This window comes from Kaistella yonginensis, assembly GCF_030409525.1.
GTDB lineage: Bacteria > Bacteroidota > Bacteroidia > Flavobacteriales > Weeksellaceae > Kaistella > Kaistella yonginensis.
Genome location: NZ_JAUFQB010000059.1, coordinates 24,577 through 46,795, shown reverse-complemented (window position 1 = coordinate 46,795; position 22,219 = coordinate 24,577). Strand labels below are relative to the sequence as shown.

Genomic DNA, 22,219 nt, shown 5'->3' with positions numbered 1-22,219 from the left:
ATTACTACTGTAAAAGTACAAGTTTCTTAAACGGATGTTCTGCATAATTTTCGTTAGTTTCTGTATAATTTCGCTTTGAAAAAAAGGCCAAGTAACATCAAAACTATACCTGAAGTTTATCGAGAGTTGCGCAAACGTCCCTGTGATTGCCGTTTCTATTTCGCAACTATTTCCTATTTATAATTTCATACGCCTAAGTTCTAAGGTTAACTAATTTCATCATAGGGTCTTCGATTGGCTAGTTCAGCATTTTTATACTCAGTCATGCTCTCTCCGGTAATCTCTTTAAACTGTCTAGATAGGTGGTTGACGCTGCTGTAATCCAGGAGATGCCCTATTTCTGAAAAGGTGTACTGCCTGAGTTGAATAAGTTGTTTTACTTTCTCAATTTTTAATTTAATAAAATATTTTTCGAGCGTTGTATTTTCAAAGTGTGAGAACAACTTGCTCAGTGACTTATATTCGTGGTTGAACTCCGTGCTTAAAATTTGAGATAGGTTTACCGTGGAATCGAGAGGGGGCTCTTCTATTTTACAAAGCAAAAAATGTTTAATTTTTTCGACGAGCACTTCCTCTGGACTATGGATTATTTCAAATTTATTGGTATGGAGTACGCTTTCAATTTTCGCCAAGATTTCAGTATGATTACCAGCCATCTCGTCGATTACCAATACCCCGAGATCAATTGATGAAACCTTAATTCCCAGTTGTTCAAGCTCTTGCCTAAGCACTTTGAGACATCGGCTGCAAACCATATTTTTAATATTTAATTTCATCACGTTGTTTTTAATTTTTGTTGATTCTACAGCACAGTCTTTTCCGATCCTTTTTTATTCTAAACGACCATTTCTGATACTCTAAAGACCACAGGCGAGCGTCATTTCTTATGTTCTGCGTTACTTACTATATTCGTTGTCACGAAAAAAATCTAACAGTTCTTTTTTTTCATCCGCTGATAATCTGGCGTTTCCGTGCATCATGCGGTATGATCTTAAAGGCATTTCGTCTTTTTCAATCTGGCTGATGATGCTTTTTATTTTCGCTTTTTTCCGTCTTTTTGAATAGTTATTGAACTCATCAAAATTGAGTTCGTCTCTCCCTTTTTTAATATGCTGCGCCATAAACCAAGCGCCGGGCTGCAATTCTGAATACCACGGATATCGGCTGTTGTTGGAATGACAGTCATAGCAGGAAACTTTCAGAATAGCAGCCACGTTGGCGGGCACCTTTTCGGTTTTTTCAAAACTTTGACCTGGCGGAACGGTGGAGACATTACGCTCCACCGGTATGACCTGAATGACTAAAACAATAGCCACCACTAGCACCGCCAGCCAGCCTATCATATTCAATTTTCTCATATTACATTGTGCTCATATCGTGACCCGCCATGGGATCGACCCCTTTCTTGAATATATATTCACTGTTCAGCAGATAGGCCCCGGAAACCACTACTTCGTCACCCGACTTGATTCCGGAGGTAATTTCTATTCTGTCTTCATACTCCAGACCCGTTTCCACCATTCTGTTGACGAAGGTGTTCTTCGCGGTTTTCACCCACACCGTGGAGGATTTACCATCTCTAATCACGGCATCCACAGGCATGGAAAGGCCATCACGGGATTTGTTTTCCACCAGAACATATACCGGCATTCCGGGTTTCAGCAGATTTCCTTTGTTAGGCACGGAAACGCGAACCAGATTTATCCTGCTGGAAGCGCTGATTTCTGGGTTTGTAAAATCAATCTTCCCATTAATCTTCAAATTATCCAGATCGGGAATATACACGGTAACTTTGCTGTCTTTCTGAAGGAGAGCCATTTGAGAGGAATAGACCTGCGCTTCCGCCCACAGCGATGAAAGATCTGCCAGATTCACGATGGTGCCACCTTCTGCAAGATAATCGCCTTCGGCAATGCTCAGATCGGTGATGTAACCGGCTGCATTGCTGAACACAGTGGTGGTAGGTGTGGCTTTTCCTGATCTTTCCAGCTGTTTGATCTGGCTTTCCGACATTCCCCATAAATAAAGCTTGTTTCGGGAACTTTGGAGCAGCTGGTCAAAATCAATGGACGTATTGCCGACGAAGAGCTTGCGTCTTTCTAATGCCAGCAAATATTCCTGCTTTGCATTATTGAGTTCTTCACTGTAAATATCGACCAACGGCGCCCCCTTCGGAACAAAATCGCCAATGTTTTTATAATACAACCGTTCAACTCTACCCATTACTCTTGAACTTACTGCCTGCATTTGGTACTGATTAAAATTGAGTGTTCCGGTCAGCGTAAGTTTATCAGCCATAGACCCATCTGATAGCGCGACTGTTTTGATATTCCCAAGTTTAACCTGCTCGTCATTCAAAATAATTTCGTTAGGATCCGCATTCTTTTTCTTCTCCACAGGCACCAAATCCATGTGACAAATGGGGCATTTTCCGGGTTTATCGGAGACTACCTGCGGGTGCATGGAACAGGTGTAGTAGATATCGTGGCCGGCATGCGGATCTTCCTCCTTTTTACAGGAGTAAAGAAAAACCAGCAAGGCAAGCATTAAAATATTGAATTTCATCTTATCAATTTTTATCTGTTAATTTTTATGAAACTTTCGCTGTCCATCAGGTACTGTGCATTTTCGGCAACTCCATCTTCAGGAAGCAAACCACTGATGATCTGAATTTTATCGCCTACCACCGCGCCGGTAACAACTTTATGGGCAATAAAACCGCCTTCTACTTTTTTGAACGCGATTTTATCAATCCCTAAAGAAACCACCGCTGATTTCGGCAGCCAGTCTGCCATTCTATTGTGGCTCATAATCTCCGCTTTAACCTGACTTCCGACAGGAATTTTTGCGGTGGAATTATCAAAATAGACGCGCGCCGTTACGGTTTTGCTGCCCTGCCTGAAAAAGGGTTCAATAAAACCGATGATTCCTTTGAAGCGATTTTCAGGATTGGCTTCCGGGATGATCATGACTGACTGTCCTTTGCTGACCAGTGCAATGTCTTCAGAGAAAATATTGATCAGGGCCCAGGTTCTGTTGGGATTGTAGACACTGAAAATATTCTGTCCTTTCTGGAGATACATTCCCTCTTTTAGGGGTAGTTCAGCGGTGGCTGCCGTATTTGAAGCCATTGCGGGTGCAGATTGTGGTGATGACCCCATGCTTCCGGCCGATCCTGCCTGCTGAATGTGTCCGCTGTAATTGCTGAAAACCGGAACTGTGAGATCAGGTTTCCCTCGCTGGATGACTTTCTGAATCTGTGAAGCCGGCATTCCCAAAAGAAGGAGTTTCTGGCGTGAAGCATCGATCATTGTTTTGTTTGAGCGGTCATTTTTAATAACGAAGAGCAGGTTTTGCTGTGCGGTTAAAAGTTCCGGGCTGTATATATCTAAAATACGCTGCCCTTTCGACACTTTCTGGTATTTATACCGCACATAGAGTTTCTCGATACGGCCCGCAACGCGTGAGGAAATACTGCCAATCTGTCGAGTATCGTATTCTACCGTCCCTAAAGCATCAACCGTGGTGGGTATGTTTTCTCTTTTTACTTTTATTACGGGCTGTTCCGACACTACAAATTCATTGGTTGGTTTCAGCAGATCGTCGAGTTTAATCCCCTCTTCCTTTTTTTCAGGGGCATCTTTCAGGACCAAATCCATCCCACATTTGGGACATTTGCCGGGTTTGTCTGAAATCACTTCCGGGTGCATCGGACAGGTATAAGTATGCATTGCAGCTTCTGCCGAGTGCTTATCTTCCCAGAACTTAACTTTGTCACACGCCGTCAAACCAAATAAAAGCATAGTGAATATTATAATTTTTCTCATCTTCTTTCAATTAAGCGGTCAATTTCAGTTTGCGTCTGCAGTGCTTTGGTCAGGATCTCGAAATATTCCAATTGGGTCATATTCAGCTGTTCCCAGGCATCGTACAACATGAAGAGTTCTTCCGTATTCTGCTCGTAGCCTAACTGCATGGATTTGTAGTTGTTTTTTAAGGCCGGAATAATGGTGTCTTCATAGAGTTTGAGCTGATTTTTATTCAGGTCCAGTTCGTTGCGCATTCCGTAGGCCATTCCACTGTATTCGTTCACCATCATTTCTTTCTGTGCCTGCAAGGCCTCTTCTTTCAGTTTGAGACTTTCAATATTGGCTTTATTCATGCCTGAAGCCCAGGAAACAAACGGCAGCTTTGCCATCAGCATGAGTGAAAACTGCATGGGCTGGCCGCCAAAACCAAACATGTTTTCGAACTTTACGCCAAATTCCGGCTTTAGATTCTGCTTTTCCAGATCCTGTTTGAGTTTGGCAATATTGATTTCCCGGTCGATGCCGCGGAGATCACTTCTGTTTTGATAAAATCGATCCTGACCAAAAGTCTCGAGAGAATAATCATTCAGGTTGTATTCCGGTTCAATCTCCAGTGGCGCGAGCGGGTCTCTTCCCATGAGGGCATTCAACCGGATCCGGTTGACGCGGAGGTCATTCTCGTACATGAGCTGCATGTTTTTGGAGCTTCCGAGGGCGGCTTTGGCTTTGTAATATGCAGATATTTTGGAAAGCCCGTTTTTGTACCGGATCTCGGCGTTTCTGATCATGAAATCCAGCATCTTTTCGTTTTCCTTTACGACCTTCAGCTTTTTATCCAGGACGATTGAACTGTAATACAGTTTTTTCGCATCCTGAAAGTTTTCATTGAGGGCGGCATAGAGTTTTTCCTTTTCTACGGAAGACATTGCCTTCATCAGATTCTCGTTGGCATCGAGTTTCTTTCTGTTGGGCAACATCTGTTCTACCGAAACTGCTACTGAGCCCATACCGAGCATATCGCCGTCGCGCTGCCAGAGTTTTGGATTATAGGGCGTCATGAAGAAACCGGCTCCAACGGTTGGGGGCATCCAGCTTCTTGCGCCTTTGGCCGCAGCGTCCATTGACCGGACTTCCGCATTATACATTTTAACCACCGGATGGTTGGCTGCGATACTGTCCATTACAGCGGGCAGGGACATTTGCTGAGCAAAAGTGGCGGTAAAAAGCAAGGTAAGTACTCCTGTTATTATGAATTTTTTCATTTTGTAATCATTTAAGGATTAATGGGAAGCGTCGAGGACGTCAATTTTCCCCAGTTTATTCAGTTCCCATTCTTTCTGCATGTAAAAGATAATGGGGGTTACCAACAAGATGTGAATGGCGGAAGTAAAAACGCCACCCACCATCGGTAATACGATTGGTTTCATCATATCACTTCCCACGCCGTGGCTCCACAGGATGGGAACGAGTCCGAAAAGGGTAACACACACTGTCATAATTTTAGGTCTTAATCTTTTCGCTGCTCCATTGATGACGTACTCCCGAAGTTCTTCATTGGTAATGGTCTCCCGTGAGTTGCCGTTCTTCGTGGTAAGCTGAATCATGGCATCGTTCAGGTAGATAACCATCACGATTCCTGTTTCTACCGCAAGTCCGAACAGGGCAATAAATCCCACTGCTACTGCTACGGAGAGATTAACACCCCAAAGCGAAATCATAAAGACACCGCCGATTAAGGCGAAAGGAATACTGATGAGATTAAAGAAAGCTTCGCGGTAAGAATTGAATGCAAAGTACATGGAAAGGAAGATCACGATTAATACGAGGGGCATAATCATTTTTAAAGTCTGCTCACCGCGAATCAGGTTTTCGTACTGTCCGCTCCATTCCACGAAATAACCTTTAGGCATTTTGTTCACCATGTTATTGAGTTTTGCCTGGGCTTCTTCTACGGTACTGCCTAAATCCCGGTCACGGACGTTGAACAGAACGGTTCCGCGCAACATTGCGTTTTCAGAATTGATCATTGGAGGACCTTCTGTAAGACGAATGTCAGCCACTGCACTTAGCGGAATGGAACCAAATTCCATCGTCTGCATGGGCAGCCTTCTCAGAGATTCCAAATTATTTCTGAAATCCTGGCCGTACCTGGCATTTACCGAAAAGCGCTGTCGGCCTTCCACGGTGGTGGTGAGTTTCATTCCGCCGAGGGCACTTTCCACGACGGCATTTACATCATCCACACTTAGGCCGTATCTTCCTATTTCTTCGCGTTTCACTTCAATATCCACATATTTTCCGCCGGTGATGGGTTCTACGTACATGTCTTTAATTCCTTCAATACCGGTGAGCTCCTTTTTTATTTTTTCGGAAAGGACGGCGATACTGTCCAGGTTCTGTCCGTACACTTTTACGCCCACATCCGTTCTAATCCCTGTTGAAAGCATATTGATCCGGTTGGAAATCGGCATGGTCCAGCCATTTGTTACGCCGGGAATCTGCAGTTTGGCATTCAATTCATTAATAAGATCGTCTTTTGTAAGGCCGTCGCGCCATTCGTCCTGAGGTTTCAACAGAATAATGGTTTCAATCATGGAGATGGGTGAATTATCTGTCGCCGTGTTTGCTCTTCCGGCTTTTCCGAGGACATGATCCACTTCCGGAACTCCTTTAATGATTTTATCCTGCACCTGAAGTAATCTTTTGGCTTCAGAGTTCGAAATATCAGGCAAAGTGACCGGCATAAAGAGTAGTGAGCCTTCATCTAAGGGCGGCATAAACTCACGGCCGAGGTTCATAATTAAAGGGATGCTGATAAGAAGGGCAAGAATATTAATGCCAAGCGTTGTTTTTTTCCATTCCATGCACCAGCGAATGATGGGTTCGTATATCCGCTCAAGCCCTCTGTTTATCGGGTTTTTATTGTCATCCTTAAACTTTCCCTTCATGAAAAAAGAGATAAGCACCGGCGCAAGGGTAAGTACCAGGATCGCATCAACGATCAGTATAAAGGTTTTGGTGTACGCCAGCGGGTGAAAAAGTTTACCTTCCTGACCTGTCAACATAAATACGGGGAGAAAGGAAACCACGATAATCACCGTAGAGAAAAAGACCCCTCTGGATACCTGTAAGGATGATTTTTCGATAATCTTCATCCGAATATCTTCGGGAATTTTAACGTAACTGTCTTTCTCCTTATCTTTCTTTCTGAATATATTTTTTAACCAGTTGGTTTTCATTGTTAGGGGTTTTTATTTTGTTGATGGTTCTGCCAATCGGAGAGATTTTTATACGCATTTTCAGACATGATAATTCCGTTATCTACGATCACCCCAATTGCAAGCGCAATTCCGGTAAGCGACATGATATTGGATGAAAGTCCGAATGCATTTAGCAGAATAAAGCTGATGGCAATGGTGACCGGAATCTGAATAATGATACTGAATGCACTTCGCCAGTGAAAGAGGAACAGAATAACAATGATAGCGACCACGATGATCTCTTCGATCAGCTTGGTTTTGATATTGTCTATTGCCCCTTCAATAAGAGTACTGCGGTCGTACGATGTTTTGAAAGTGACACCTTCAGGTAGTCCTTTTTCAACGTCCTTCATTTTCTCTTTCACATCGTTGATGACCTTATCTGCATTTTCGCCATACCGTGCCACAACGATACCGCCCACAACTTCGCCTTCACCGTCTGCATCAAAAATACCCAGACGCAGATCGCCACCCATCTGTACAGAGCCAATATCTTTGACCCGCACGGGAATACCGTTGTAATTTCCCAAAGCAATTTCTTCGATATCGGCTACGTTCTTGATGTAACCCAAACCGCGAATGATATAGGCCATATCAGCCATTTCAAATTTACGTCCGCCCACATCATTATTGTTGGCTTTCACTTTGTTCATGACATCCATCAGAGAGACGTTATAGTACTGGAGTTTTACAGGATCTACAATGAGTTGGTACTGTTTTTCGAAGCCGCCAAAGGAGGCTACTTCCGCCACACCGGGAACCGTCTGCAGAGCAAATTTCACATACCAGTCCTGGAGGGCGCGCTGGTCTCCCAAATCCATTTTAGGTGCATCGAAATGGTACCAGAAGACGTGACCAACGCCGGTACCATCCGGTCCGAGCGTAGGCGTTACGTCTTGCGGGAGTAGGCGTTGGGCATAGTTGAGCCGTTCCATTACCCGGGTTCTGGCCCAGTAAATGTCCACGTTATCTTCGAAAATAACATACACGAAGCTCATCCCAAACATGGAAGAGGCGCGGATGTTCTTAATTTTCGGAATTCCCTGAAGGTTGCTTACCAGAGGGAAAGTCACCTGATCTTCAATAATCTGGGGACTTCTGCCCATCCACTCCGTAAAAACGATGACCTGGTTCTCACTCAGATCCGGAATTGCATCGATGGGATTGTCCCTTACCGCAAAAATACCCCAGATAAAAAGGCCGATTGCTATCAGCAAAACGAAATACCTGTTGCGGAGGGACAGTTTGATTAAATTTTGAATCATGGTTCTGTACGGTTTTACTTAATTTCTTCCTGAACCTCGCCACATGAAAGCATTTCTTTGCCGTAATAAGGATTCTTCACCTCACGTGAATCGCTAAGCCAGAAGGCCCCTTTGTTATCATTATACATCGGGCAGAATACTTTGTACACCGGTTTTGGAGTTCCGAAATCTTTCAGCAGGTCGTAAAAATCTGCGCTCATTAAATCCAGATGTTCGCGCTGGTGATCAATCTTTCCGGCGTTATCTGCAATGTGCTCGGCGTGTTCACTGATGCTTGATTCGAGGTCAGCAAATTCTTTTTTCTGTTCAGCAGAAAAACCGTTTATGTCTATTTTGGGAAAAGAAGCGAGGATCCCTTTGGCTGCACTCACCGCTTCTTTATCATCATCACCTGACAACGCGAATGTAAGGTGGGTGTAATGAGAATAGAGCTCCGTAAGGTCAGCGGTAGTTTTTTTGGCGGTGGTCACGGTTACCTTAGCATCCATTGCCATATTGTCCATCGCTGAACTGTCCGACATCGTGCTCATATCATGCTGCATTGATGTTTCAGTGGATTTTTTCTGTTCTTTGTTTTCTTTACGAGAAGAGAGTGCAAGTGTGCCAATTGCTAAAAGGCTGAATATTAGTGTTTTCATTATTTTATAAGTTTAAAGGTTATTTATTATTAAAAAAGGCTTCGTAGTTTGCTTTATTTTCGAAGTACACGACATTATCATTTTTATCAGAGATTGCGATAATTGCGCTCGCTTTATCGATGAGTTGATGAGATATCGGATCATACGCCATGCGCGCATTTTCTTCCTGCGGGATTCTGAGTTTGCAGTTTTCGCAGCAACCGTAGTAGGTTTTGCCGTCATGCTTTACTTCGAGCTGTTTTTTGCCCATGTAGGCGTTGTTTACCATACAGACCTGGTCGTGAGGAACAATGTCGCCGGTCTTGAACTGTGCATTTGTAATTTGGGTATTTTCGGCTTTTGAATTGGTGCAGGAAACGAGGAACACTGCTACAAAAGCCAGTATTCCTAAAAGAATATTCTTCATTAAATTATCGTTAAAGGTTAATTTTGAGCCTCCGTCTTGAGAGACTGTGCACGAAAATCCTGATCTTCAAGTTGTTCTTTAAAGAACATTCTTTTCTAAAAGATTACTTAAACGAGAAGTGGAAATTCGAAGGGACATTCAGCACCGCTAAATAATCTGCGGAAAGTGTCATAAACACTTCACGACCAGACACAATTCGGGCTGTAAAAGAAGATCTTAACCTATTTTGGGCGGTTCCCAAATGGTATGGAATCCACCGGAGTAATGAGGATTCTGATAAAAGAAATTAGCATTTTTGTCTTCGTAACCGGACGCTTCTTTTTTAGAATCCTCTAAAAATTTGCTGTCCGCTAGAACGGTGTACTGAGCAGAGCTGCAAAGGTTTCCGCTGCAGCTTCCTGAGCATCCTTCAGTTTGACAGTTATGTAATTTTGGATGACAGCATTCTTCTTTGCAATCGCCGCTGTCGCAAGACGGCTGTATCTGTGCGAATGACTGTTTTATGAAAGTTTGCGAACTGGTCGCGGTTTTAATAACCTGCTTCTCCTTTTTATTGCAAGCCTGAGAAATCCCTGGCGCCAGAAATAACGCGAGTGTAAGGGAAAGCAACAGTATTTTAAAATTTCCGACCATTGTAAGTAAACAGCACAAAGATAGGGAATTATTTTAGAAGCTAAACTACTTCCTTAAAAAAATTTAGGATTTCAACATATTAAACTTTGCCATCGCATTTATTTTAGTTTGATCTGCAATATCAATATAGGGTTTCATCGCAGCATAATCACTGTGACCTGTCCACTTCATCACGACCTGCGGAGGAATTCCTAAAGCCAAAGCGTTGCAGATAAAAGTTCGTCTCCCGGCGTGAGAACTCATTAGTGCGTATTTTGGGGAAACTTCATCGAATTTCTGATTACCTTTATAATAGGTTTCGCGAATCGGTTCATCAATTTCCGCCATTTCCATTAGTTCCCGTAAATATTCATTCATTTTTTGATTGCTAATCACCGGCAAAGCTTTAGATTTTTCATACACTTCATCTTTATATTTTTCAAGTATGGCTCTGCTGTGATCATTGAGTTCAATAATTAAACTATCAGAAGTTTTTACCGTTATTATTTCGATGAAATTATCTTTAATGTCGCTTCGTTTTAAATTTTCTACGTCCGAATATCTCAAACCGGTAAAACATTGGAACATAAAAACATCTCTCACCCTTTCTAAATATTTTTTCTCTTTTGGAATGTCAAAATTCTTCAATTGACTTAGCTCGGGTTGAGTAAGAAAAATTATCTTTTTCTGAATAGTTTTCAGTTTCGGTTTAAAAAGTTCAAATGCTTTGTTTTCATTAAAACCTTTTTTAGTCGCCCATCTTAAAAACCATCGGAGGAAAGAAAAATTCTTTAATGCAGTGGAGTTTTGGAGTTTTAGATCATCTTGTAAAAAATATTGGTATTTTATTAATTTGTTTTCATCCAGGGATTTAAAACTTAGATTTTCATCAAATGTTTTCAAATGCTTTTTGAAAGTTTTCATTTTTGCCTGTGTCTTAACAGACCATAGATTCAGTAATGACTCTTCTTTTGTAAAAACATCAAATAGTTCAAACAAAGTTTTATCTCGTTCAATCAGAACTACGGGTTTCTTACCTAGTTCAAGATTAAACAAGTTTTTAAAGTTCTCTTTTTCAGGTATAGAATTTTCGATTTCGAATTTGCGAAAAACTTTCTCGCAAACCGATTCAAATTCTTTAATTTTTTTATTAATAATTGAAGCACTAACTTTCTTGTCACCGTGCGTTGTATTGGTTTTACAACGTTGAGTTTCGAGGCTCCATTTGTCAATTTCTACCCGATAACCTAAATTAAAAGCCACAATATTATCTTCCCATTTAATTCTATAACGAATTTTTGCAGTGGGTTTATCTTTTTCTTTATCGAGTAAAAATTGGGCGTGATATTTTATTTCCATTTTTTAAAATTTATTTATTCCACCTCTCCAACTTGAAAATTTTTCAATGAAATTCCACCAATTTTGGATAAATCAGCGTAAGTATAAATCAAAGATTTTATCAATTTACCATCTGCGTAAATGTTTATTGTTTTTGATAATTCCGTTTTTATTGTTGGATTGTTATCTTTTCGACTGGTATAAATTAGAAAAGAGAATGAAGATACCGGAGAAGTAGTTTCAAAAATTTCATTTTCTGGCATTGAACTTTTTAGTTCTCCCTTTTCATTTTTAGCACTCGTAAATTCCTGCGAAATATTCAATGGTTCAGAAATAGATCTAAAACTCACATTTCCATTTTCATCTTTCCAATTGTTAGTTTGATTTGAATTTGATACCAATTCCAATCCCGAATTTTCAGTGTTTAAAATTTGTTCAAATTTTCCGTCGTTTACTTTCACAAAACGAAACCAAGAAATTTGATTAAGTTCTTCCCAATCTCCTTCGTTGATGATCTCAATTTTTAATATTTTCTGTGATTTTATTAAGTCCTTTTTTACATCCTCTGAAGATTTTGACTTCTGACCATTTTTAGAAATAGCTTGATTCGAAATTTTAGAATTATTACTCAATTGTATTTTATTCTTTTGAGCAAAAAAGTTTCCTGCGATTAGAAATGAACTCAAAATGATGATTTTGTTCATTTTATCTATTTAGTAATTCGATTAGTAAAGTAACTTGTCTCATACAATCGGTTAATTGATCTTGGCTTGTTTTTAATCTATCTGCTAATTGTTCTTGATGTGCTTGGTAACCTTTCTGTAAATCAATCATCCCAGAAAATTCGCTGTGAGAAATGTTCAAATTGCCGCCAATATTCCCATTTACATTGCTATTCACATTGTTTGTTGAACCGTTACTATTAATAGTTTGATTGTTGCTTCTAATCATTTCACCATTTCCCGAAACAAACCATTCTGGGTTTAAGTCTGTATAAGTAACGAGTATTTTCTCTATCGTTTCAGAGTTTAAACCAGAATCATTTTTAATTGCTCTTCCTATTAAACCCACAGACAATCCAGCATCTACCGTAATTTTGTTAGCGTTTAAGTTCCTGTGTACCATGTATTTTTGTAATCTTTCAATAATTGACATATAATTTTGTATTGATTTTTATCATTATTATTTTCGTAAATATAGAATAATATCTATATTTGCTTTTTATTTGCAATACAAATATAGTAAATAATTTATTTTAAAATACAATTGAAATGCAAAAAGTGAGTAAAATAATCATTCATAAAATTTTAAACGAAAATGATTTCAGCATTGGACTGGCGAAAGTGCTTGATATTCAGCAACAATCCGTTTTGGGTTTGGCAAAAAGAAATAGCAATAAATTAACATTGTTTATTGCTATTCAGTATTACAAAGAAAAAGGATTTACAGAGGAAGAAATTTTTTATCGCAACCAAATTAATTCAATTTAGTATGGAAAATTTTAATAAACCATTGTGGCAATTGACCATAGGGGAGTTGGTTGATATATTGGATTCCAGACAACCAAAAGTAGTAAATGAAATCGTTGAAAAGGATAGAAATGAAACCAAATATGTGTATGGTTTATCTGGACTTGCAAAACTTTTAAATTGTTCGAAAAACCATGCTGGAAAATTGAAAAGTTCTGGAATGTTCGATGAAGCAATTATACAAAATGGTAGAAAAATCATTATTGATTCTGAAAAAGCGTTGGAACTTTTTAAAAATAGAAACTGATGAAAAAGATAGATTTAAAAACACCAATTTGTTTCTTAACTGTGGAAGAATTATTGCAAGTTTCAAAAGGTTTTAATGCTGAAAATAAATATGAATTCGGATTAAAAGGTTTGGCAAAAATTTTTGGCTGTTCATTATCCAAAGCATCAGATATGAAAGCTTCTGGAATTTTAAAGGATGCGATAATTCAAAATGGACAAATTATCATCATTGATCGAGAGAAAGCAATTGAATTATTCCGAAAAGATGCAAAATAACTATATTTATTTACTTGGAAAATTCTGGGATTTTAGCGAAGACAAGCAATTGGGTTCTTCTGCAATATTGATTTATCTCTATTTATTAAAAGAGGCTTTCAATAGAAATAATGCAAGATTTAGTATCTCCGACGTTCAAATTTCCAAAAATTTAAACTTAACTAAAAAGACTGTCAAAGTCAATAAAGATATTCTTTTTAATAATGGATTGATAGATTATAAAACAAGAAATGGTGTTCCATGTAATTACCAAATAATTACCGATTATCCATTAGAAACAGATAATTCAAACCAAAAAATCGAAAAGAAAATTGCTGTAATACAAGATGTGAAAAAGCAAGATATTGTAAAAAAGCAAAGTAAAAATATTGAGAAAAATTCAAAGGAAGATTCAGAACAAAATTCAGAAAATTTATCAAAAGATTCACCACAAAATAACCCACAAAAAGCTTTAAATAAAGATATTCCAACACTTGAAGAATTTCTGAAATTTGCCAAAACTTTAAATTCCTATGATGATTCTTTGGTAGAAAATTTAGAATTAAAATACGAAGAATGGACAGAAAAAGGATGGAAAAATAATTTTGGTCGCCCAATTACCGATTGGAAATCCGCGATAAAAAACACAATGCCCTATTTAAAAAACAGATCTAATACGAACATAGATTCCATTCAATCTATTCCAAACATTAGAAGGACTGGTATTGAGAAAGTATAAATCAAGGTAGTTCTTTAATTAAAAATATAAATAATTCAAAATGAAAATAAGTGATTTAAAAGTAGGTCAAAAGGTTGCCATCAAAGGAATGCTCGCAGAATACCAGGGAATTCAAAAAGTAAAAGTATCCGGTTTTGGTAAAGTGGAAAAAAGAGTATTTAAAGGAATTGGCATTGAAATTTTCAAGTATTTTAGTTTAAATGATGGTGTCAAAACTTTGGAAAAAGAAGGGATTTCTTTGGTATAATCCAGATAGTTCTATATTAAATGTAAGCGCTGCAAAGCAACTGCAGTAATTTTTAAATTATGTCACATCTCAATAAAGATTTGCGAATTATCCGAAAGGAATTTGAAAATTCAAGTGATAGATTACCTGATAAAATTCGATTGGGAAATAACTTCGTGGACGATTTTATCTTTGGAAATAGCGAAGCAGCAGACATTCCAATCAACGCACTTCGTGTGATTTTTAATATTATTTCTATCATTGGGAACAATCAATTTCGTCCAATTGATCGTCCGCATCAGCTTTCTTTATTTGACGAAGAATTTGAAACAGACAATAATATTTTCGCTTCCATAAAAATTAGGAATAGTAAAATTTCTCCAAGCGGATCTACCAAACAAGTAGTTGCAGCTTATGAGTTTCTCACAAAATTTAAGATGGCTTGGTACAAATCAGAAAATTCAAAAGGCAAAGAAATCAAAACTTTTGGTGGATTAATTTCCCTTCCAAGTTATGATGTTAGAGGTTATACCACATTTTTGATCAGCAGTTATTGGTTGAAAAAATTAATGGTAATTCCCGAATACAATTACGTTCTGTACAATTTGGTGTATCATATTCGCAATAATAAACATGTCATTTTAGCAATTTGGCTCTCTAAAATTCCTGAAATGGGAACGTCTGTAAAACTTTCAACGCTCAATAAAAAATTTGGACTCAATTATAAAACAGCCAATGATTTTTGTTTTAAATTTTTAAAACCCGCTAGATTAAGTTTAAATCAACATAATAATTTGTCTTTCAATTTTAAATGTGTCAAAGATTTGATTACAATTTACCCTTATGACACTACCAAAATTGTTATTAAAGAAGTTTCAATTATCTCGAAAGAACAATTAAAAATCAACAGAAGATTGAATTATTTTAAAGAAAGATATGCTTTGCAAGAAGATGAAATGGTTCAATTCTTTTACCATTACAAAAATATTGCACAAACGAGAAATTTATTTGAAAAAGCATTTGTTGAATTCGTAAAAACAAACAGAATGCTGAAAAAAAAATCAACGGACTATCAAGGTCACAATTTCTTAAATGAAATTCAGAACATCATCAAAAAGAATTATGCAGATACAAAAATGGGAGAATTGTTTCCAAACGGTTATCCTGTTATTATTTGAATTCGGAATTGGGCTCATTCATTTTCGGAATTGGACTCATTCGCATTTCGGAATTGGACTCTCTGAAGTTAATGAAATGTTAAAATTATGAATTTTGAGTGCTACTTTTCGGAATTGGACTCATTTATTGCAGATTAGAAATGATTTTGTGGATAACTTTATAGACAATTATCTATACTTTCGGAATTGGACTCATGTGTAATAGTGCTTTTATTCGGAATTGGACTCATCTCTTTTTCGGAATTGGACTCATTCAACTTTCGGATTTGGACTCATTTCAAAAATGATGTAATCACCTTTCTATAAGGCGATACAATGCTTTGGTAAAAGAGATTTAAAAGTAAATAAAAGTTTTTTTTATCTAAAAAGGATTTTAGAGATAAAAATTTGCTTTAAAAAAGAAAAAAAATGAATTGCGAACAAATCAAGAAAAAAATAAGTATTAGAAGTGTTTTAGAATCATTTAATCTATATCCTGAAAAACAAAATTCTAAAACTGCTTTCTATTTAGCGATTGATCGGGAAGAAAAAAAACCAAGTCTTTGCTTGGATTTTGTAAAAAACAAAGCATTTGATTTCGGAACTGGAAAAAGTTACGATGTGGTTTCAATTGTACAGCAAATGAACAAATGTTCTGTTTCTGAAGCGTTAGAATATTTGGAAAAGTTTGATATTCCTTTAAATTCTCTAAAAATACAAAGACGTGAATCCGATAAAAACTACGAAATTTTAGAAGTGAAAGAGATTGAACATCCTGCACTTATTCTATATCTCAAATCAAGAAAAGTATTTGAGCAGCGACATTTGGTTAAAGAAATTCACTATCAAATGAACGGAAATCATTTCTTTGGAATTGGCTTCTATAATAATTCCGGAGGAGTTGAAATCCGAAATAAATATTCTAAAATCTGTTTAGGAATAAAAGATGTCACTTTTATAAAAGATCTTGACAATTTAAAAAAGGAAATTTGCGTTTTTGAAGGTTATTTTGATTTTCTCACCTATCTCCGTTTGCCAAACGTTCAAAATTCAAGTTCAGATTTTTTAATTCTAAATTCTACGTCAATGTTTTTTAAAGTTAAATTGGAATTAAAAGCATATCACAAAATTGTGCTTTTTCTGGACAATGATTTGGGTGGGAGATCTTTGGCTGAAAAGATACTTGGAAAATATAGAAATGTGGAGGATTGCTCGATGTTGTATTGGGATTTTAAGGATTTGAATGAGTGGTACTGTGATTGTTAGTTACCTAAGTAATTAAATAAAAGAATTTAAAACTCTATTGAATTTTAAAAGCACTAATTATTTTGTTCAAAGATTCTAATTGTTTTTCGGTCAATCGCCCGTTTTTTTGACAAGATTTTTTAATTGATTGAACAAAATCTGTATTAAAAGTAATGTTGGTTTGAGCCCATTTCAGAACAAGGTTGATTTTATTAAAATGAGAATTAGTTTCATAACTTGTGAAATTTAGAAACTTCTGATTGATTCGCTTCTTAATATCCCATTGCTTATCAGACATTATTCTTTTCCTATAAATAGATTTATAGAAATTATATTCAAAATCCGATATTCCTTTTTTCTTGTAAATATATTCTATCACTTCTGAACTCATACTCGCTGTTTCACTGTCTTTCAATTTTTTTATTGATATAAAGATTTTATTACCTTCATCTATCCCTAAAAATTTGTTTATACAGCAATTTCCTACTTCAGTCACAGAAGAATTTCTGCGATTTTTAATAACACAAATATTTTTTATTGGATAATGTCCACATAAACATTTTTGAAGTTCTTCTGCGTAATATGCAAATTCAAAACTCCATTCCAATTTTGCAAAATCCCATTCTTTAGATTCACTCAGGTTTAATATTTCTTCTGTCAGTTTGTAATGCATAGGTTTACATTTTTAATGTGCATAAGGTTTCTTTATTGAATTTTATTCTGTTTTGTGCAAAAATTATAACACAAATATAAATTTTCACTTACCTGCAAAATTCTTTATATTTGAAAATCTCAAATTTAATGCCTTTTTCTAATAATGATAGGGATTTGAGTATATTATTACCGATAACTTCCATTAGAATAAACATAGATGCAGTTAAAACTCGAAAATCTCGAATATCAAGAACAAGCCATAAAATCTGTCGTGAAGATATTTGACGGCAATGCTCGAAATACTTTTGACAATGCCACTTTTGAAGGAATACGTTCTAATTTTTCTAATTTGAATTTAGAAGAATTTCAGGAAAATATAAAAAGTGAGGCGCAGGAAAATGGACTATTGCCAGAAAATATTTATTTATCTGAAGAGCGTGAACTGTCCATAGAAATGGAAACCGGAACAGGTAAAACACTAGTTTACATTAAAACTATTTTTGAACTTTTTAAGCATTATAATTTTACAAAATTTATTATTCTCGTGCCTTCTGTCGCTATTCGTGAAGGCGTTTTGGCATCATTTCAAAATTTTAATAAACAACTGGAAAATATTTATGGTTTTATACCGAATGTTTTTGAGTACGATAGCAAAAGACTTTCTAAAGTTTCCAATTTTATAGAAGAGCAACATCCACAAGTGATGATCATGACTTTAGCTTCCTTCAATTCCGAAGATAAAATTCTAAATCAAGCGCAGAGAGAAGATTTATTTAATAATATTCCTTTCATAGAAGCCATCGGAAAAACCCGACCTGTAATCATTATGGATGAACCGCAGGAAGGAATGGACACTGAAAATTCTGTTCGTCAAATTTCCAAATTAAATCCTTTGGTTAAAATCAGATATTCTGCTACTCATAAAATCTTGAAAAATTTAATTTACAGATTAACACCGTATGAGAGTTATAAAAATGGATTAGTAAAGAAAATAGAAGTGCTTACCGTTACCGAAAAAAATGATGAAGCATCTCTAAAAATAGAATTGGCAGAAGTTCAAAATACAGGCAGTCCAAAAGTTAAATTAAAAGCATGGTTTCAAAACAATTCTACTGGAAAAATTGATTTTAAAACATCTACATGGTTTAAAGAAGGTGATAATCTGGGCGAAAAAACCAATAATCCAAGTTACAACAATTACAAAATCGACCGTATTTTCAAAAGTTTAAAGACTGGAAAATGGAGCGTTGTTTTTTCAAACGGAACAGAAATTTTTGAAAAACAAGTTGCTGGAAATTTAGAAAACATTTGGGCTTTGCAAATAGAATGGTTAATCCATCGTCATTTTCAAAAATCTCAAAGTTTAAAACCAAAAGGAATTAAATGTTTATCACTGATTTTTATAGACCGTGTTGCAAATTATATGGGTGAAGATCCAAAGATCAAAAATCTTTTTACAGAAAAATATAAACAAGTTTATCCTGAATATCACAATGGCGAAAATCCCTCGGAAGAACAAATTACATCAATTCAAGGCTATTATTTCGCCCAAAAAACCAATGGTGAATTTGCAGATAATGAAGGTGGAGTGAAACAGCAAAAGCAAATTTATGATGCCATTTTGCGAGACAAAGAAGACATTTTGCAGTTTGGGGACAAAGTCGCCAATAAAATAGAATTTATCTTTTCGCATTCCGCATTAGGTGTTGGTTGGGATAATCCTAATGTTTTTAATATTGCAACACTCAACAGTACTTATTCTGAAACCAAAAAAAGACAGGAAATTGGTCGTGGATTAAGAATTTGTGTGAATACAAACGGTGAAAGAAATTATGACGAAAGCACAGTTGAAGATTCCGAAAGAGTTAATCAATTGACTGTAATTCCCAATGAAACTTACGAAACATTTGTTACCCAATATCAGGAAGAGATAAAATCTATCTATGGCGATACCAATGCAGGTGCAGGAATGACACATACGCACAAAGGCGAGGAAAAAGACAAGGTTTTTTTCAAAAAAAATCCGTCGGACGATATACAGAAAGCATTCAAAAAGTTTTGGAAAGCAATGGCGAAGAAAACCGATTACAGTATTGCATTTGAAGAAGAAAGTTTAATTTCTAATTCCGCTGAAAGAATTAATAAAATTACTATTCCGGATTATGTGATCGAGGCAAGTAGTCATTTCGTAACAGAATTTTCGGAAGATGATAGAGTTGATACTTATGCAGGAAGTGAAAGTGTAAAACAAAAAGCCATTTTTACACCTTTGGATTTGGTGGAAGAAATCAGCGAAAATACCGGTGTTAGTTATACCACATTATTCCAAATTATTAAACAAATAGATAATCACGAAGAATGGGTTAAAAATCCACCTCGTTACATTCACGAAGCCTCGCAAGTCATTAAAGATGTAGAACTGGATGAAATGCTTCGGAAAATAGAATACAAAATAAATGGCGAAGAATTTCCTTTCAATTTTAAAGATTTTGAAAAAAATATAGATTCCAAACAATATGTGGAAACACCTAAAAAAGGAGTATTTGATAAAATGCTCATTGATAGCGATGTAGAAAGAAAATTTTCTGAAAGTGCAGATGGTGATTCTGAAGTAGTGTGTTTCATTAAACTACCAAATTGGTACAAAATAAAAACACCAATTGGCGATTACGAACCAGATTTTGGTTTGGTAATGAAACGCAAAGAATTAAAAAACGGGACTGAAAATGAATTTTATTTCGTGATAGAAACTAAAGGAACCAACGACATCAATGATAAAAAAGCAATAACCGAAGGCGAAATTTATAAAATAAAATGCGCTCTGAAACATTTTGAATCTATTGGCGTAGAAGTACAATACAAAGCACCTGTGAAGGAATATTCTTATTTTAAAACAGAAGTGGAAAAAGCGATTTTAAAAAAGCAAGCATAAATAATGGAAAACATAAAAGACTATATGCCGGAAAGTCCAGATTTTAATCAGGAACGATTGGAAACTTTAAAACAGATGTTCCCAGACCTTTTTACCAGTGAAAATAAACTGAACGTCAATGAACTGAAAAAAATCATTGAGCCAGAAAGCATTACAGAAACCGAACGCTACGAATTCCGATGGTTTGGCAAAAGCAATGCAAAACGAAATGCCTTTACACCAAGCAATGCTACTTTGGTTTATGATGAAGAGCGCAGTGTAAATCCTGCAGAAAGCGAAAACATCATTATTGAAGGCGAAAATCTGGAAGTTTTAAAATTATTGAGTGCTTCTTACCGCGAAAAAATAAAATGCATTTACATAGATCCACCCTACAATACTGGAAAAGATTTTGTGTATTCTGACAATTTTACCCAGGACAAAAAAGCCTATTGGGAAGATGCCGGAATTGTGGAGGATGGATTAAAAATAGATACCAATACCGAAACCGATGGTAGATACCACAGTAATTGGTTAAATATGATGTACAGCAGATTGTTGGTTGCAAGACAATTATTAAAGGAGGACGGCGTGATTTTTATTTCTATTGACGATAATGAAGCACATCATTTGAGGAAATTGTGTGATGATGTTTTTGGAGAGAATAATTTTGTAGCAAATATTATTTGGGAAAAGAAATTTGCACCCCAAAATGATGCAAAGTGGTTTAGTCAAAATCACGATTTTATTGTTTGTATTAGTAAAAATAAAAGTCAGTGGTTTCCTAATTTATTGGAACGTTCCGCAGAATTAAATGAGAGATATAAGAATTTAGATAATGATCCTAGAGGTGATTGGACATCAGGAGATTTATTAAGAAAAGACTTTCAAAAATCAGGATCGTATATTATAACAGCACCTTCTGGCAAGAAACATAGTCCACCAACTGGAAGAAGTTGGAGGTTTTCAGAGCAAAAATTTAATGAACTTTTAGATCAGGATAGAGTTTGGTTTGGTGAAAGTGGTGAAAATGTACCTAGAATTAAAAGATTTTTAACAGATGTCCAAGACGGAATGAAAGTAACAACAATTTGGAAATTTTCTGAAGTAGGACATAACCAAGAGGCTACTCAAGAATTGAGAACCATTTTCGAAGGAGATGCTTTTTTTGATACCCCAAAACCTGTTAAATTAATTGACAGATTATTAAAAATAGCAACATCTCCAGAAGATACTATTTTAGATTTTTTCAGTGGTTCAGGAACAACAGGACAAGCAGTGATGGAACTTAATCAAGAAGACGGCGGAAATAGAAACTTTATTTTAGTTCAACTTCCAGAAAAAACCGATGATAAAAGTGAAGCCTATAAGGCTGGTTACAAAAAAATAAGCGACATCACTATAGAACGCAACAAAAGAGTAGTTGAAAAAATAATAGAAGCCAAAAAAGCCGAGCAACCAGATTTATTTACAGAAGACAATAAAGAAGAAAATCTAAAAGGTTTAGGTTTTAAAGTTTTCAAATTGGCAAAGTCTAATTTTCCAAGAGTAGATTTTGCACCCGATCCAGAAAAAACTGATGCAGAAAATGTAGAGTTGCTCAAAAAATACATTGCAGACAAAGAAGCGCAATTGGTGAATGCTTTCAACAGAGGAGAGTTGCTCACAGAAATTTTATTGAAGAAAGGTTTTAATCTCAATTACACGACAGAACTACAACCACAATTCACAAAAAACGAAATACTTCTCGCCCAAGACGGCGAAAAAGAAACGCTCATTTCTTTAGATGTAACAATAGCCGATGAAACCGTAGAGTATTTCAAAACCCACACTTCCCAAAAATTCATCTGTCTGGAACGTGCTTTAGATACTACAAAGAAGTATAATCTGAAGCATTATTTGGGAGATTTGGTGGATGTGTTTTAATGTTTTCCTAAACATTTTTAA

General features: G+C 36.4%; 23 protein-coding genes. 9 read left to right on the top strand and 14 right to left on the bottom strand.

What is annotated here, in order from left to right; genetic code table 11:
- Positions 1-206 precede the first annotated feature (206 nt).
- The 13 genes from QWY78_RS12495 to QWY78_RS12435 form a co-directional block, all read right to left on the bottom strand.
- Entirely contained in the window at positions 207-776 is a 570-nt protein-coding gene (locus tag QWY78_RS12495) for a helix-turn-helix domain-containing protein (RefSeq protein WP_290220328.1), read from the bottom strand.
- Positions 777-896: 120 nt separating this feature from the next.
- A complete protein-coding gene (locus QWY78_RS12490) occupies positions 897-1,343 on the bottom strand; it encodes a heme-binding domain-containing protein (protein WP_290220327.1) in 447 nt (148 codons plus the stop codon).
- Positions 1,344-1,359: 16 nt separating this feature from the next.
- Positions 1,360-2,565: an efflux RND transporter periplasmic adaptor subunit gene (locus tag QWY78_RS12485; protein WP_089819485.1), complete on the bottom strand. Its 1,206-nt coding sequence runs from the start codon at positions 2,563-2,565 to the stop codon at positions 1,360-1,362.
- Between the two features lie 11 nt (positions 2,566-2,576).
- Positions 2,577-3,827: a heavy metal-binding domain-containing protein gene (locus QWY78_RS12480; protein WP_290220321.1), complete on the bottom strand. Its 1,251-nt coding sequence runs from the start codon at positions 3,825-3,827 to the stop codon at positions 2,577-2,579.
- On the bottom strand, positions 3,824-5,071 hold the full coding sequence (locus QWY78_RS12475) for a TolC family protein (protein ID WP_290220319.1): 1,248 nt from the start codon (positions 5,069-5,071) through the stop codon (positions 3,824-3,826). Before QWY78_RS12475 ends, QWY78_RS12480 begins: the two co-directional genes overlap by 4 nt.
- Positions 5,072-5,089: 18 nt before the next feature.
- A complete protein-coding gene (locus QWY78_RS12470; RefSeq protein WP_290220317.1) occupies positions 5,090-7,048 on the bottom strand; it encodes an efflux RND transporter permease subunit in 1,959 nt (652 codons plus the stop codon).
- 2 nt (positions 7,049-7,050) lie between these two features.
- The gene (locus QWY78_RS12465; RefSeq protein WP_089819482.1) at positions 7,051-8,334 is read right to left on the bottom strand and encodes an efflux RND transporter permease subunit; all 1,284 of its coding nucleotides are present in this window, start codon (positions 8,332-8,334) and stop codon (positions 7,051-7,053) included.
- A 14-nt stretch (positions 8,335-8,348) separates the two neighbouring features.
- Positions 8,349-8,972 carry a DUF3347 domain-containing protein gene (locus QWY78_RS12460; protein ID WP_290220314.1) on the bottom strand — a complete coding sequence of 208 codons (624 nt, stop codon included), beginning with the start codon at positions 8,970-8,972 and terminating at the stop codon, positions 8,349-8,351.
- A 19-nt stretch (positions 8,973-8,991) separates the two neighbouring features.
- Positions 8,992-9,378, bottom strand: coding sequence for a hypothetical protein (locus tag QWY78_RS12455; protein ID WP_290220312.1), 387 nt, complete (start codon positions 9,376-9,378; stop codon positions 8,992-8,994).
- 216 nt (positions 9,379-9,594) lie between these two features.
- A complete protein-coding gene (locus tag QWY78_RS12450) occupies positions 9,595-10,011 on the bottom strand; it encodes a hypothetical protein (protein WP_290220310.1) in 417 nt (138 codons plus the stop codon).
- 63 nt (positions 10,012-10,074) lie between these two features.
- Entirely contained in the window at positions 10,075-11,349 is a 1,275-nt protein-coding gene (locus tag QWY78_RS12445) for a site-specific integrase (protein WP_290220309.1), read from the bottom strand.
- A 14-nt stretch (positions 11,350-11,363) separates the two neighbouring features.
- Positions 11,364-12,032: a hypothetical protein gene (locus tag QWY78_RS12440; protein ID WP_290220308.1), complete on the bottom strand. Its 669-nt coding sequence runs from the start codon at positions 12,030-12,032 to the stop codon at positions 11,364-11,366.
- A 1-nt stretch (position 12,033) separates the two neighbouring features.
- Positions 12,034-12,453 (bottom strand): hypothetical protein, encoded by a 420-nt coding sequence (locus QWY78_RS12435; protein ID WP_290220306.1) that lies wholly within the window; start codon positions 12,451-12,453, stop codon positions 12,034-12,036.
- A gap of 146 nt (positions 12,454-12,599) precedes the next feature.
- Between QWY78_RS12435 and QWY78_RS12430 the strand changes: the two genes are divergently transcribed.
- The 7 genes from QWY78_RS12430 to QWY78_RS12400 all read left to right on the top strand — a co-directional run bounded on the left by QWY78_RS12430 (position 12,600) and on the right by QWY78_RS12400 (position 16,728).
- Positions 12,600-12,818: a hypothetical protein gene (locus QWY78_RS12430; RefSeq protein WP_290220304.1), complete on the top strand. Its 219-nt coding sequence runs from the start codon at positions 12,600-12,602 to the stop codon at positions 12,816-12,818.
- A gap of 1 nt (position 12,819) precedes the next feature.
- Positions 12,820-13,104 (top strand): DUF3853 family protein, encoded by a 285-nt coding sequence (locus QWY78_RS12425; protein ID WP_290220302.1) that lies wholly within the window; start codon positions 12,820-12,822, stop codon positions 13,102-13,104.
- On the top strand, positions 13,104-13,361 hold the full coding sequence (locus tag QWY78_RS12420) for a DUF3853 family protein (RefSeq protein WP_290220301.1): 258 nt from the start codon (positions 13,104-13,106) through the stop codon (positions 13,359-13,361). Before QWY78_RS12425 ends, QWY78_RS12420 begins: the two co-directional genes overlap by 1 nt.
- A 49-nt stretch (positions 13,362-13,410) precedes the next feature.
- A complete protein-coding gene (locus QWY78_RS12415; RefSeq protein ID WP_290220299.1) occupies positions 13,411-14,079 on the top strand; it encodes a hypothetical protein in 669 nt (222 codons plus the stop codon).
- Between the two features lie 40 nt (positions 14,080-14,119).
- A complete protein-coding gene (locus QWY78_RS12410; protein ID WP_290220297.1) occupies positions 14,120-14,326 on the top strand; it encodes a hypothetical protein in 207 nt (68 codons plus the stop codon).
- A gap of 59 nt (positions 14,327-14,385) precedes the next feature.
- Positions 14,386-15,483, top strand: a complete 1,098-nt coding sequence (locus tag QWY78_RS12405; protein WP_290220295.1) for a hypothetical protein — start codon at positions 14,386-14,388, stop codon at positions 15,481-15,483.
- Positions 15,484-15,891: 408 nt separating this feature from the next.
- Positions 15,892-16,728: a DUF8464 domain-containing protein gene (locus tag QWY78_RS12400; protein ID WP_290220293.1), complete on the top strand. Its 837-nt coding sequence runs from the start codon at positions 15,892-15,894 to the stop codon at positions 16,726-16,728.
- A 34-nt stretch (positions 16,729-16,762) separates the two neighbouring features.
- Here the strand turns inward: QWY78_RS12400 and QWY78_RS12395 are convergent, their stop codons facing one another.
- A complete protein-coding gene (locus QWY78_RS12395; RefSeq protein ID WP_290220291.1) occupies positions 16,763-17,380 on the bottom strand; it encodes a hypothetical protein in 618 nt (205 codons plus the stop codon).
- Positions 17,381-17,578: 198 nt separating this feature from the next.
- On the opposite strand from QWY78_RS12395, the gene QWY78_RS12390 reads away from it, so the two are divergent.
- On the top strand, positions 17,579-20,293 hold the full coding sequence (locus tag QWY78_RS12390; protein ID WP_290220289.1) for a restriction endonuclease: 2,715 nt from the start codon (positions 17,579-17,581) through the stop codon (positions 20,291-20,293).
- A gap of 3 nt (positions 20,294-20,296) precedes the next feature.
- Positions 20,297-22,198, top strand: a complete 1,902-nt coding sequence (locus tag QWY78_RS12385; protein WP_290220287.1) for a site-specific DNA-methyltransferase — start codon at positions 20,297-20,299, stop codon at positions 22,196-22,198.
- Positions 22,199-22,219: the final 21 nt, after the last annotated feature.